Genomic DNA, 13,334 nt, shown 5'->3' with positions numbered 1-13,334 from the left:
ATAAATCAATCATCAATCAAAAAACATTTATCATGAAAAAAGCAATTTTTCTAATTGTCATGGGTTTCTTTGCCCTATCTGTAACAGCACAACAAGTAATAACAGGTAGTGAAAAAACAACAGAAGAAATTCGAAAAGTGGGCGACTTTAATCAAATAGTCGTAAGAGGACCTTTTGAAGTAAAACTTACAGAGAGTAAAAACGCGGGTAATATAAAGCTGGATGGTGCTGAAAATATTATAGCTTTTTTACAAGTTACTACAACAAGCGACGGCATACTGGCTATTGCCTTGCCAGACAGTATAAAACTACAACCTCACAAAAACAACAGCGTAAAAATTACAGTACCTTATAGTACCCTGAACCAAATAACACTTGTGGGGAGTGGAGAAATTGTAGGAAAAAATACTTTTACAAATAATATAATAGTACGCTTAGATGGCGCAGGTTCTATAGATGTAAAAGTAAAAGCCGAAAAGGCAGAAGCTATAGTACTCGGTTCGGGCAATATTAAACTAAACGGGAGGACTGACAGCCTTGCTTGTAAAGTTGTAGGTTCAGGTAATATTGATGCACATTACTTAAGGTCATATACGGTAAATGCAACTATATCCGGACCCGGTACTATAGAGGCAGAGAGTAACAAAGCTATAAAAGGGCGGATAAGCGGTTCCGGAACGATAACTTTTACAGGAGATCCCGCAGAACAGGATTTTAAAAAAATAGGATCGGGCGAGTTTAAAACGTTTTGATTTTATATTTCACTTCGCTAAGAGCCATCTTTAACAGATGGCTCTTTTTTTTACTTCCGGTACATTCTGTTAAAAACAAAAAACCATCCTCGAAAAAAGATGGTTTTGTATATTGATAAGTGTGTGTTCTATTTTATAAATTCAATTTTTTGAGCAGCTTCAAGGTTAACGCTGTCAAAAAAGCCTTGTTCGCTCATCCATTCATCGCTAAATACTTTACTCATATAACGCGAACCATGATCGGGGAATATTAGTACTACGTTACTGGTAGCATCAAATTCTCCTTCTTCCGAATACTGCCTTACCGCTTGCAAAACGGCACCACTGGTATATCCTACAAAAAGACCTTCGGTTTTGGCTATATACCGTGCAGCATGGGCACTGTCTTCGTCAGATACCTTTATAAACTTGTCAATAACATCAAAGTCAGTAGCCGTAGGTATAAGGTTTTTCCCTAAACCTTCTATTCTGTACGGATAAATCTCTTCGCTGTCAAACTCTCTGGTTTCATGATACTTTTTCAATACAGAGCCATAAGCATCTACACCAAGTACTTTAATGTTGGGGTTTTTCTCTTTTAAGTAACGTGCTGTTCCCGAAATAGTACCTCCCGTACCGCTACAGGCTACAAGGTGGGTAATTTTCCCGTTAGTTTGCTCCCATATTTCCGGTCCGGTAGTCTTATAATGAGCATCAATATTAAGATCGTTAAAGTACTGATTGATATATACCGAGCCCTTAGTTTCTTCATGCAGTCTTTTGGCAACATTGTAATAAGAGCGAGGATCGTCTGCCGATACGTGTGCAGGGCATACATATACCTTTGCGCCCATAGCACGCAGCATATCAATCTTGTCTCTGGATGATTTAGAACTTACTGCCAAAACGCAGTCATAGCCTTTAATAATGCTTACCATTGCCACACTAAAACCAGTATTGCCCGAGGTAGTTTCTATAATAGTATCTCCCGGTTTTAGTATGCCTCTTTTTTCGGCTTCCTCAATAATGTATAATGCAATTCTGTCTTTGGTTGAATGGCCCGGATTAAAAGCTTCTACTTTAGCAAAAAAATTCCCTTCTAATCCTTCTGTAATTCTATTGATTTTAATCAGCGGTGTGTTACCAATTAATTCCAATACATTATTATAGGCTTTTATTTCTTCTTTCATAAAAAATAAGTTAATCAAGGTAAACTGTGCACATAGTTTTTATTAACCTCAAAACCATGCAAAGCTAACAAAAAAAATTTAATTACTTTTTAATTCCTTCTAAATCTAACAAAAAACTATATTCTTTAGCAACTTCTTTTAAGGCTTCAAATCGTCCTGAAGCCCCTCCATGCCCTGCTTCCATATTAGTATCGAGGTATAATACATTATTGTCTGTTTTCAGCGCTCTCAAGCGGGCTACCCATTTGGCAGGTTCCCAGTATTGCACCTGAGAGTCATGAAGCCCCGTTGTTACCAGCATGTTTGGGTAATCCTGCGCCTTTACATTATCATAAGGAGAGTATGATTTCATATAATCATAGTATTCCTTTTCGTTAGGGTTGCCCCACTCATCATATTCGCCGGTAGTAAGCGGTATGCTGTCATCCAGCATAGTAGTTACCACATCTACAAAAGGTACTTGGGCTATAACGCCGTTATATAATTGCGGAGCCATATTTACCACTGCTCCCATAAGCAGCCCTCCGGCAGAACCGCCTTCGGCATACAAATGCTCTTTTGAGGTATACCCCTCAGCAATTACAAATTTTGAACAATCAATAAAATCAGTAAATGTATTTTTCTTTTTAAGCAATTTACCATTGTCATACCACTCGCGCCCTAAATCTTCTCCGCCTCTTATATGCGCTATGGCATAAATAAAACCTCTGTCGAGCAGGCTAAGCCTTACCGATGAAAAATAAGGATCCATAGATGCCCCGTATGAGCCGTAAGCATAAAGCAGGAGTGGGTTGTTACCGTCTTTCTCAATTCCTTTTCTATATACCATAGAAATTGGCACTTTAGTACCATCTTCGGCAGTTGCCCAAACGCGCTCTTCTGTATAATTATTTTTATCAAACTTACCACCCAGTACTTCCTGCTCCTTCATAACGGTTTTTTCCTGCGTTTTCATATTGAAATCGATAACCGAAGATGGGGTGGCTAATGACTGGTAACTGTAGCGCAGTATATCTGTATTAAAATCCGGATTTGCCGATGTGCCTGCCGTATAAGTTTCACTCTCAAAAGGCAGGTAATACTCCTCCCCTTTCCATGGGCGTATTCTTATTTTGTTCAATCCGTTAGAACGCTCGGAAATTACCAGATAATCTTTAAAAATATCAATATCCTCTACCAATACATCTTTACGGTGCGGTATCAGGTCTTTCCAGTTTTCCATACCGGTATTGGTTTCAGGAGTAACCATCAGTTTAAAGTTAGTCGCTTTATCCTTATTGGTAACAATATAAAACTTATCGCCATAATGGGATATACTGTATTCCATACCCCGTACTCTGGGCTGGAATATTTTAAACTCGCCGTCAGGCTTTTTCGCATCAAGCGTTCTAAACTCCGTAGTAAGTGTACTGCTGCTGCCTATAACCAAGTATTTTTTAGATTTTTCTTTATACACAAATACAGAGAAAGTATCATCTTTTTCATGATATACTACTTTATCCTCAGTTGCGGGTGTACCCAACTTGTGCTTGTATATTTTTTCAGAACGCAGGGTAACAGAGTCTTTACGGGTATAAAACAATGTTTTATTATCACCTGCCCATGTAGAGCCTCCTGTGGTGTTTTCTATTTTTACAGGCTGTATTTCGTTGGTAAATAAATTTTTTACCTGTAGGGTATATTGCCTGCGCGATACGGTATCAACACCAAAAGCCACCCATTGGTTATCTTCACTCACGTTTAGCCCGTTAAGGTTAAAATATGAATGCCCTTTTGCCATTTCATTGCAATCGAACATTATTTCTTCTTTAGCATCAAGGCTGTCTTTTTTGCGGGAATATATTGGGTAATCTTTACCTTTCTCGTAACGGGTAATGTAGTAATAACCATTGTAGAAGTAAGGCACGGATGAATCGTCTTCTTTTATCCTGCCCTTCATTTCCTCATAAAGATCTTCCCTGAACTTCTTGGTGTGTTCAGTCATCTTTTGGTAATACTCATTCTCTTTATTCAGGTAATCTATTACTTCAGGATTTTCTCTTTCGTTAAGCCAGTAATAATTATCGATACGCACATCGCCGTGCTTTTCAAGTTGTTTGGGGTGAATGGCTGCCGTAGGAGGCGTGTGTGTTTCAGTCATTGATTTATTTTTGTTTTCCTGCTTGCAGGCAAAAATAATACAAACACAACTTAAAAGTAAGAGTTTCTTCATTCTATTTAACGAATTAGCGTATAACCATGCAATTTAATATTTTTGTACCATAAACAATTAATAAAATTCATAAAAATGTTTGGAGATATTATGGGAATGATGGGTAAAATTAAAGAAACCCAGCAAAAGATAGAGGAAACTAAAAAAAGACTGGACACTGTACTGGTAGATGAGCAGAGTAATGACGGGTTGCTGAAAGTAACCTTGACAGCTAACAGACAGATTAAAACCATAACTATTGACGATAGTTTGCTGGAGGACAAGGAGCAGCTTGAAGATTACCTGATACTGGTAATGAACAAAGCAATAGAAAAAGCTACCGCAGTAAACGAAGCCGAACTTGGCGCAGTGGCTAAAGAAGGTATGCCGAACATACCGGGTATGGATATGTTTTCGTGATAAGTAACAATTATCGAAACTGTCATTGCGAGCGTAGTGAAACGGAGCGTGGCAATCTTTATCAGATTGCTTCGTCGTCCCTCCTCGCAATGAGAGTTGTGTTTTTTACTATTGCCTTATCACTATTGGCTATTGGCTTATGCCTATTGCCTATTGCCTAAAAACTAAGTTTACTCAACGTTTCCAATACATACTGATGCATAACCTCTTTATAATCCAAATGGGTAACAATGCGCAGTTTACCCTTGCCCATACCACTTATAAAGATGCTTTTTTGCTTTAGTTTTTCTATAATAACCGCTTCGTTATACTGCGGATGTACCGAAAAAATAACAATATTGGTTTCTACAGGCTCTACCTTTTCTACCCAAACCTGCTGTTGCAATACCTCGCCAAGCTGCTTGGCTCTCTTGTGGTCGTTTTCCAGCCTGCCCACATTATGTTGCAGGGCATATAAACCCGCTGCTGCAAGGTAACCTGCCTGACGCATACCCCCACCCAATATTTTGCGGATGCGTAATGCCCTGTCCATCGTTTCTTTATCACCTATAAGTAATGAACCCACCGGAGCGCCCAGCCCTTTGGAAAGGCAAACCGATATGGTATCGAAGAGTTCGCCAAATTGTTTTGGGTGTTGTTTTTTGGCAACCATTGCGTTCCAAAGCCTGGCACCATCTAAATGATAGCTGAGGTTGTGCTTTTTGCATACCATTTTTATCGCTCCAAGCGTTTCTATATCATAACAAGCGCCACCACCTTTATTGGTAGTATTTTCTACACATACCAAGCTGGTAAGCGGACTGTGGTAAAAGTCAGGCGGGTTTATTGCCGCTTCTACCTGCTCCGCAGTTATCATACCCCTGTTACCATCCAGCAGGCAGCACGATACCCCGCTGTTAAAAGATACTCCGCCACCTTCGTAATTATAAACATGCGCCCATTTATCGCATATCAACTGGTCGCCGGGATTGGTGTGTAACTTAATGGCAGTTTGATTTGCCATAGTGCCTGACGGGAAAAATAAAGCAGCCTCCATTCCGAACAAATCCGCAACTGTTTCCTCCAACTCATTTACTGTAACATCCTGTTTATAAACATCATCACCCACTTTTGCACGAAACATTTGTTGCAACATTTCATGACCGGGTTTGGTTACGGTATCACTTACTAAATTTATTTCCATAGTATCGAAAGGATAGCTTACTTTTGTAACCACAAAACTACATTATTTATGACAAATACCGAACAAATCAAAGGTATTATGGAGCGCCTTGGTGCGCTGAGGAGGTATCTTTGACATCGACAGGAAGTTGATAGAAATTACTAATGAAGAAGAAAAGACTTTTGCTCCTGATTTTTGGAATAATACTAAGGAAGCCGAGCGTATTGTAAGAGAGCTTCGTTCTAAGAAAAAATGGGTGGAAGACTATGAGAAAGCCAATGCTTTAGCCGAAGAGCTACAGGTTATGTATGAGTTTTTCCGCGAGGGCGATGCCACCGAAGAAGAGCTTGACAGCCAGTACCAACATACTATTACCCATCTGGAAAACCTTGAGTTTAAAAATATGCTATCGGACGAAGGCGACAGCCTGAGTGCGGTGGTACAAATAACAGCAGGTGCAGGTGGTACAGAGAGTTGCGATTGGGCGAGCATGCTGATGCGTATGTACATGATGTGGGGCGAAAAAGAAGGCTACAAAATAAAAGAACTTAACTACCAAGAGGGTGAGGTTGCGGGTATAAAAACCGTAACACTCGAATTTGAGGGCGATTATTCCTTTGGATACCTGAAGGGTGAAAACGGGGTGCACCGCTTGGTGCGCATCTCCCCTTTTGACAGTAATGCCAAACGCCATACCTCATTTGCATCAGTATATGTATATCCGCTTGCCGATGATACTATTGAGATTGAAATAAGCCCCGCAGATATATCGTGGGAAACCATGCGTTCCAGTGGTGCGGGCGGACAAAATGTAAATAAGGTAGAAACGGCTGTAAGGCTGCGCCACCACCCTACCGGTATTATTATCGAAAACTCCGAAACACGTTCTCAGCTTGATAATAAAACAAAAGCGATGCAGCTTTTAAAATCGCAATTGTATGAAATTGAGCTTAAGAAACGCCAGGCAGTACGCGATGAAATAGAGGCAGGAAAAATGAAAATTGAGTGGGGTTCGCAAATTCGGAACTATGTAATGCACCCATACAAGTTAGTTAAAGATGTACGTACACAACACGAAAGCAGTGATGTAGATGGTGTTATGAATGGACATATTGACGAATTCCTGAAAGCTTACCTTATGATGATGGGGCAAAGAGAGGAAGAATAGTATTTACCATAAAGCCAAATAACAAATAAAGGAACATCTTAAAAAAAGCTTTAGGATGTTCCTTTTATATTTTACTTCCCGTAATGAGTAATAGTAAAGAAATATATTACAAAATATATGAATTGCTTTCATTTTTGGATATAAGACTCCCGAAATGTATTTGGTTTTGAAATTTATTGTATTTTGGTACGGGATTATTACTTGTTAAATCTTAAAAAAAATCTTTTTAATAATCAAGATGATTTTAGGCACATTAAATTTTATTCCGGAAACCGAATCACGGCGACTTGAAAAGTTGCATGAGTATCAAATATTAGATACACATTCCGAAGACACTTTTGATAATATTGCCTTACTGGCTTCTCAAATATTTGGTGTTCCTAATGCTTTTATATCTTTTGTAGATGAGGACAGGGTATTCTTTAAATCGAATTTAAGTAGCCTGCCGTTTAACGAAGTTGACCGTAAGCACAGCCTTTGCAGCCTTGCCATATTACATAATAAAGTTACTGTATTTAATGATACTTACAAGCATCCGGACTTGATGGACAGCCCCTATGTAAGTGATAAAGACGGCATACGATTTTATGCCGGAGCTCCTTTAAAATCGCCCGAAGGGTACAATATGGGAACAATATGTGTAGTGGACTCTGTACCGAGAGAAGCTACGGATGAGCAACTGAGCATGTTAAAAACTTTATCAAGAATTATTATAGACAAACTGGAAAACAAGCTACGCTATAGTAAAGGGATAAAGTCGCAAATAAACCTGATGAATATTGCGCTGCATGAAATCAAAAACCCACTTGCTTCGATAAGCCTTGCCAACGATATACTTACTAAAGACAGCGGTATGAAGGACAAAATGACGATTATGATAAAATCGTCTGTTTCCAGAATACAAGCTAAACTTACCGAGCTTTTAAAACAATCGGAAGAGGATGAAAATAACGATACAATACTGGCTATAGAACAGGTAGATTTAAGAGAAGTATTTACTAAAATATTGAACAATTTTGAATTGCTTGCCAGCAGAAAAGATCAGGTAATACAATTAAATTGTGATGATGATTTACCCCGCATTAATGCTGACAGGGCTAAAATATCCGACGTTATGCACAACTTAGTCAGTAATGCTATAAAATATTCCTACAGAGGAGCTACTATTGGCATTATAGCCCGCAAGGTTGATGAAATGGTACAAATAGAGGTTCATGACGAAGGTCAGGGGCTTAATGATGAAGATATGAAAAAACTGTTTACCAAGTTTGCCAAACTGAGTTCTAAACCTACGGGAAAAGAAACTTCCAGCGGGCTGGGGCTGTCAATATCAAAATCGTTTATTGAATTGCATAACGGTACAATAAAAGCAATAAGCGGAGGTAAAGATAAAGGAACATCATTTATTGTATCATTACCTATATGCTATAACAAAGAAGAGGTTGTAATACAACCTCTGTCCAATTATTAATACGTATTTTAGTTTATTTTAAAATATACTGATAATATAGTATAATAATGCCGCTATTACAGCAGACACGGGTATTGTTAATATCCATGCCCAAAGCAAGCTAATAGTTACCCCCCAGCGTACAGCCGATACCCTTTTGGTAATACCTACTCCTATAATAGAACCTGTAATAGTATGTGTGGTAGATACCGGAATACCAAAATGTTCGGCAGTATAAAGCGTTATAGCCCCTGCTGTTTCGGCAGCAACCCCTTCTAAAGATGTTACCTTTGTAATTTTAGTACCCATTGTTTTTACAATTTTCCAACCACCACTCATAGTACCCAACGCAATCATAACAAAACTGGTAAGCGGTACCCAGCCCCAGTGCTGCACAAAATACTTAAACGGGTCGGCAGCAGTTTGATACTCTATCATAGGGTCTATTTGTGTATGATAATATATTACGGCTGCCCCAATAATACCCATAACCTTTTGAGCATCGTTAGCACCATGCCCAAGACTGAACAATGCTGATGATACCAATTGCAGCCTTTTAAACCATTTATCAGCTCTGGAAGGGTTTGCCTTACGGCAAATGTTCAATATAAGTACCGTGATAAAATAGGCTACAATCATACCTATTAATGGTGCCATAAATATAAACAGTATTATGGGTATTACTTTAGCATAATTTACTACAGTAGCCAAGTCAGCCCCGTCAACAGTAAAAGCATGTGCCAGTGCTGCCCCCATAAAACCGCCGATAAGGGTATGTGATGATGATGAGGGAATACCCAGTTTCCATGTAAGTAAATTCCATGTTATAGCAGCTATAATACCTGCTAAAATAACTTCGAGGGTTATAAAATCTTCACTAACAGTTTTTGCAATGGTATTACCAATTTTAAACTCTCCTATCCAATATTTTGAAATAAAATAGGCCAGAAAGTTAAAAAAAGCAGCCCATAATACTGCCTGAAACGGTGTAAGCACCTTTGTAGCCACTATAGTTGCTATAGAGTTAGCAGCATCATGAAAACCATTAATAAAATCAAAAACAAGAGCTAAGACTATGATTATAATAAGTAAAGTCATAAATAACAGATTGAAAAGTGGTTTTTATGAATGTTTTACAGTTATTGCTTCTAAAACATTTGCTACACTTTTACATTTATCTGTTGCCGTTTCGAGTGCTGCCAATACTTCTTTATATTTAATAATATTTATAGCATCTGTTTCATTTTCAAAAATATCCGCTACTGCCTTATCAAATACATTATCTGATTTGCTTTCCAGTTTATAAATTCGTTTACAAATATCAGCTATACCTTTCAGGTTCTTCATATCTTTAAGATCGGCAACGGCAACCTGTATAAGCTGGCAGGCTTCGAGGTTTATCTCAGTCATTTTTCTTATAGATTTACTGATATTTTCTACCTGATAAAGACGCATTCTGTTGGCAGCGCCATATAAATAGTCAGCCACATTATCTATGGAAGATATTAGGGAATGTATATCTTCTCTGTCAAAAGGAGTTATAAAGTTGCGGCTAAGTTCCAGATTGGTTTGATGAGTAATACCTTCTATTACATTTTCAAGACGCTCTATTTCCATCAAAAATACTTCTCTTTCTTCCTTTGGCGTGTTTACCGCCTCGTGCATCTTCTCTGCAAGTAGTACTAAATTTTGAGTTGCTTGTTCAAATAGCGGAAAGAATTTCTTGTCTTTAGGCACAAGAAATTGAAAGATGTTGTTTATAGACATTTAAATAGTTTTAAGCAGCAAAAGTAATCATGGAATGTTATTATATAGTTAATTAATTGAAAATTAAAAGTTATTCAATTAGTCTTGATAATATATATTTAAAAATATAAAAAGTTTAGTAACACAGTATACTTCTGTATCATATAACTATTTATAAACCTTCTGGGTAAAAAAGTATAAAATTTTTACAAGTCCTGAATCGCTTAACAATTACTTAAAATGGCTTATAAGATATAAAAAGCATTGTGCCCTACTTTTGCAATGCGTTTAAACCTCCATTTACAAAAATGAGACACAAAAAAAAATCAATTGCTCCTACCGGCATATTCGGCAGGCTTTCCAACGAAAAATATTTCTTAATTTTAATATTAGTCATCTTTATACTTAGTGCTTTGTTCTACGGGCAGCCACAAATAGCAATGTGGATTGGTTTTCTTACCGCAGCCTATGCAACAGTATCTAACGACAGCATACAATCTTTAGGAACATTTATAGAAAGTAACCAAGATAAAAAGTGGTACATCCTTTGGATTTATGTAGGAACATTATTTTTAATAACGGTAACCATAAGCTGGGTTATTTTTGATGGCGATGTTACCTACCAACGCCTTTTAAAACCTGATGGAACAAGCAGTTACCCCCATCCTGATAACTTCTCGTTCTTTATGCTCATGGCGCCTTTGGTGCTGCTTATATTAACACGCTTAAGAATGCCGGTATCTACCACATTTTTAATGCTTAGTGTATTCAGCTCTTCATCCGACGGTATCATATCCATGGTAACCAAAAGTGTATCGGGCTATTTTATAGCCTTTGTAGTATCTATAATAGTATGGTACTTTGGATATAAATATATCCGCAAAAAATTTAAAAGTCGAAAAATACACCCTATGTGGATGGTAGCCCAATGGCTGGTAAGCGGTATGCTATGGTCGGTATGGGTAATGCAGGATGGTGCTAACATAGCAGTATTCCTGCCCCGCAGGCTTGACGCAGGACAGTTTATCATATTCAGTTTAGTGATATTCATGGGGCTTGGTTTACTATTTTACCTGAGAGGAGATAAAATCCAAAAAGTAGTAAGCGAAAAAGTACGTATTTCAGATGTCAGGGCAGCAACACTTATTGATTTTACCTATGCCCTTATCCTTATCTATAAACTGTTCATCAGTACTGTACCTATGAGTACCACTTGGGTTTTTCTGGGGCTTATAGGAGGCAGGGAAATAGCCATAAACCTTGCACGACTTAAAAAAGGTAAAAAACATAAAACGAAAGCCATGCGCATCATCGGTAAAGATTTTTTATTTGCAACAATAGGTCTTGTAATCTCTTTAATATTAGCTTCTACCGTAAATGCAGCCATTCGAGAAGACCTTTTAGTATTCTTAGGATTCCAATAAGTCAACAATATATCACGATAAAAAAGAGTAGCATTATTTAAGTGCTGCTCTTTTTTATTACTCCCGCCTGAAAAATATATTTTTATCAAGTAGAGTTACCATAGTATATCAAATATCAAACGATTTCGTATTTTAGCAATCCAAAATTACTGTATCAATAAAACCAAGCATTATACCATGGATATTAACTTCAACAAAAACGAAGACCATAACAAACTTTTACTATCTGATATGAAACGTAAGCTGGCACAGGTAAAGCTGGGCGGTGGCGAAAAAAGGATAGCCAAATTGCATGAGCAAGGCAAAATGACGGCTCGCGAACGTATAGAGTATCTTTTAGACAAAGACAGTAAAAGTATCGAGATAGGAGCTTTTGTTGGCGACGGTATGTATGCCGAGCATGGAGGTTGCCCGTCAGGTGGCGTTGTGGTTAAAATTGGCTATATAAAAGGCAAACAATGTATGGTAGTGGCTAATGATGCCACTGTAAAAGCCGGAGCATGGTTTCCCATAACAGGAAAGAAAAACCTGCGTGCTCAGGAAATAGCAATGGAAAACAGGTTGCCCATCATATACCTTGTTGATAGTGCAGGCGTTTACCTGCCCATGCAAGATGAAATATTTCCTGACAAGGAACACTTTGGGCGCATTTTCCGAAACAATGCCATAATGAGCAGTATGGGCATAACGCAAATAGCAGCCGTAATGGGCAGTTGTGTTGCCGGAGGTGCTTACCTGCCTATAATGAGCGACGAAGCTCTTATAGTAGATAAAACAGGCAGCATATTCCTTGCCGGAAGCTATTTAGTAAAAGCAGCTATCGGTGAAACTATTGATAATGAAACATTAGGCGGGGCTACTACGCATTGCGAAATATCGGGGGTTACCGACTATAAGGCTAAAGACGATAAAGATGCGCTGGATACTATAAAAAATATCGTTGACAAAATAGGCGATTATGACAAGGCAGGCTTTAACCGCATAAAAGCCGAAAAGCCTGCTCTGGAAGAAAAAGATATTTACGGCATACTGCCAAAATCCAGAGCAGAGCAGTATGACATGATGGAAATCATCAAACGATTAACCGATAACAGCGAATTTGAAGAATATAAAGCCGGCTACGGGCAAACCATTATTACAGGCTATGCCCGTATAGACGGTTGGGCAGTAGGCATAGTAGCCAACCAACGTAAAGTAGTAAAATCTAAAAAAGGCGAAATGCAGTTTGGCGGTGTTATTTATTCGGACAGTGCCGATAAGGCTACCCGCTTTATAGCCAATTGCAATCAGAAGAAAATACCGTTAGTATTTGTTCAGGATGTTACCGGGTTTATGGTAGGCTCAAAATCAGAACACGGTGGTATTATAAAAGACGGTGCCAAGATGGTAAATGCCGTTAGTAACTCGGTAGTACCTAAGTTTACCGTTATAGTGGGCAACTCTTATGGCGCAGGTAACTATGCCATGTGCGGCAAAGCCTACGACCCACGACTGATATTTGCATGGCCAAGTGCGGAGCTTGCCGTAATGGGCGGTACACAGGCAGCCAAAGTATTAATGCAAATAGAAGCATCGGCACTAAAAGCTAAAGGCGAAGAAATAGATGAAAAGAAAGAGAAAGAACTGTTTGATAAAATGAAAGCACGATATGATGCGCAGGTATCGCCCTACTATGCAGCATCACGCCTGTGGACAGATGCTATTATAGACCCGCTGGATACCCGCAAATGGATATCTATGGGTATAGAAGCGGCTAACCACGCTCCTATCGAAAAACAATTTAACCTTGGAGTAATACAGGTATAATAAAAAAATATAAAGTAAAATTTCATATCTTAACCTGCTGATTGTT

General features: G+C 38.4%; 11 protein-coding genes. 6 read left to right on the top strand and 5 right to left on the bottom strand.

What is annotated here, in order from left to right; all coding sequences use genetic code 11:
- The first annotated feature begins 32 nt into the window (after positions 1–32).
- A complete protein-coding gene (locus E0W68_RS05385; RefSeq protein WP_135218393.1) occupies positions 33–752 on the top strand; it encodes a head GIN domain-containing protein in 720 nt (239 codons plus the stop codon).
- A 128-nt stretch (positions 753–880) separates the two neighbouring features.
- Here E0W68_RS05385 and E0W68_RS05380 read toward each other — a convergent pair whose 3' ends face one another.
- Together E0W68_RS05380 and E0W68_RS05375 are read right to left on the bottom strand one after the other, a co-directional pair.
- Entirely contained in the window at positions 881–1,921 is a 1,041-nt protein-coding gene (locus E0W68_RS05380) for a PLP-dependent cysteine synthase family protein (RefSeq protein ID WP_135218392.1), read from the bottom strand.
- An 82-nt stretch (positions 1,922–2,003) separates the two neighbouring features.
- Complete coding sequence (locus E0W68_RS05375; protein WP_135218391.1) at positions 2,004–4,133, bottom strand: S9 family peptidase; 2,130 nt, start codon at positions 4,131–4,133, stop codon at positions 2,004–2,006.
- A gap of 75 nt (positions 4,134–4,208) precedes the next feature.
- On the opposite strand from E0W68_RS05375, the gene E0W68_RS05370 reads away from it, so the two are divergent.
- Positions 4,209–4,532: a YbaB/EbfC family nucleoid-associated protein gene (locus E0W68_RS05370; RefSeq protein ID WP_135218390.1), complete on the top strand. Its 324-nt coding sequence runs from the start codon at positions 4,209–4,211 to the stop codon at positions 4,530–4,532.
- Between the two features lie 157 nt (positions 4,533–4,689).
- Here the strand turns inward: E0W68_RS05370 and E0W68_RS05365 are convergent, their stop codons facing one another.
- Positions 4,690–5,715 (bottom strand): threonine aldolase family protein, encoded by a 1,026-nt coding sequence (locus tag E0W68_RS05365; protein ID WP_135218389.1) that lies wholly within the window; start codon positions 5,713–5,715, stop codon positions 4,690–4,692.
- Between the two features lie 48 nt (positions 5,716–5,763).
- Here E0W68_RS05365 and prfB point away from each other — a divergent pair.
- Together prfB and E0W68_RS05355 are read left to right on the top strand one after the other, a co-directional pair.
- Positions 5,764–6,862 (top strand): peptide chain release factor 2 gene (gene prfB, locus E0W68_RS05360; RefSeq protein ID WP_135218388.1). Its coding sequence is split into 2 segments (ribosomal slippage): positions 5,764–5,826 and positions 5,828–6,862, totalling 1,098 coding nucleotides; the frame shifts between segments, so codons are not numbered across the junction.
- Between the two features lie 238 nt (positions 6,863–7,100).
- Positions 7,101–8,333: a GAF domain-containing sensor histidine kinase gene (locus E0W68_RS05355; protein WP_135218387.1), complete on the top strand. Its 1,233-nt coding sequence runs from the start codon at positions 7,101–7,103 to the stop codon at positions 8,331–8,333.
- A gap of 18 nt (positions 8,334–8,351) precedes the next feature.
- On the opposite strand, the gene E0W68_RS05350 is transcribed toward E0W68_RS05355, so the two are convergent.
- Positions 8,352–9,410 (bottom strand): inorganic phosphate transporter, encoded by a 1,059-nt coding sequence (locus E0W68_RS05350; RefSeq protein WP_135218386.1) that lies wholly within the window; start codon positions 9,408–9,410, stop codon positions 8,352–8,354.
- A gap of 24 nt (positions 9,411–9,434) precedes the next feature.
- On the bottom strand, positions 9,435–10,079 hold the full coding sequence (locus tag E0W68_RS05345) for a DUF47 domain-containing protein (RefSeq protein WP_135218385.1): 645 nt from the start codon (positions 10,077–10,079) through the stop codon (positions 9,435–9,437).
- A gap of 287 nt (positions 10,080–10,366) precedes the next feature.
- Between E0W68_RS05345 and E0W68_RS05340 the strand changes: the two genes are divergently transcribed.
- Both E0W68_RS05340 and E0W68_RS05335 read left to right on the top strand, forming a co-directional pair.
- Entirely contained in the window at positions 10,367–11,482 is a 1,116-nt protein-coding gene (locus tag E0W68_RS05340; RefSeq protein WP_135218384.1) for a hypothetical protein, read from the top strand.
- A gap of 177 nt (positions 11,483–11,659) precedes the next feature.
- Positions 11,660–13,288, top strand: coding sequence for an acyl-CoA carboxylase subunit beta (locus tag E0W68_RS05335; RefSeq protein ID WP_135218383.1), 1,629 nt, complete (start codon positions 11,660–11,662; stop codon positions 13,286–13,288).
- Positions 13,289–13,334 lie beyond the last annotated feature (46 nt).

The sequence above is a fragment of the Flavobacterium salilacus subsp. salilacus genome, assembly GCF_004634195.1.
GTDB lineage: Bacteria > Bacteroidota > Bacteroidia > Flavobacteriales > Flavobacteriaceae > Flavobacterium > Flavobacterium salilacus.
This window is presented reverse-complemented; position numbering and strand designations above follow the sequence as displayed.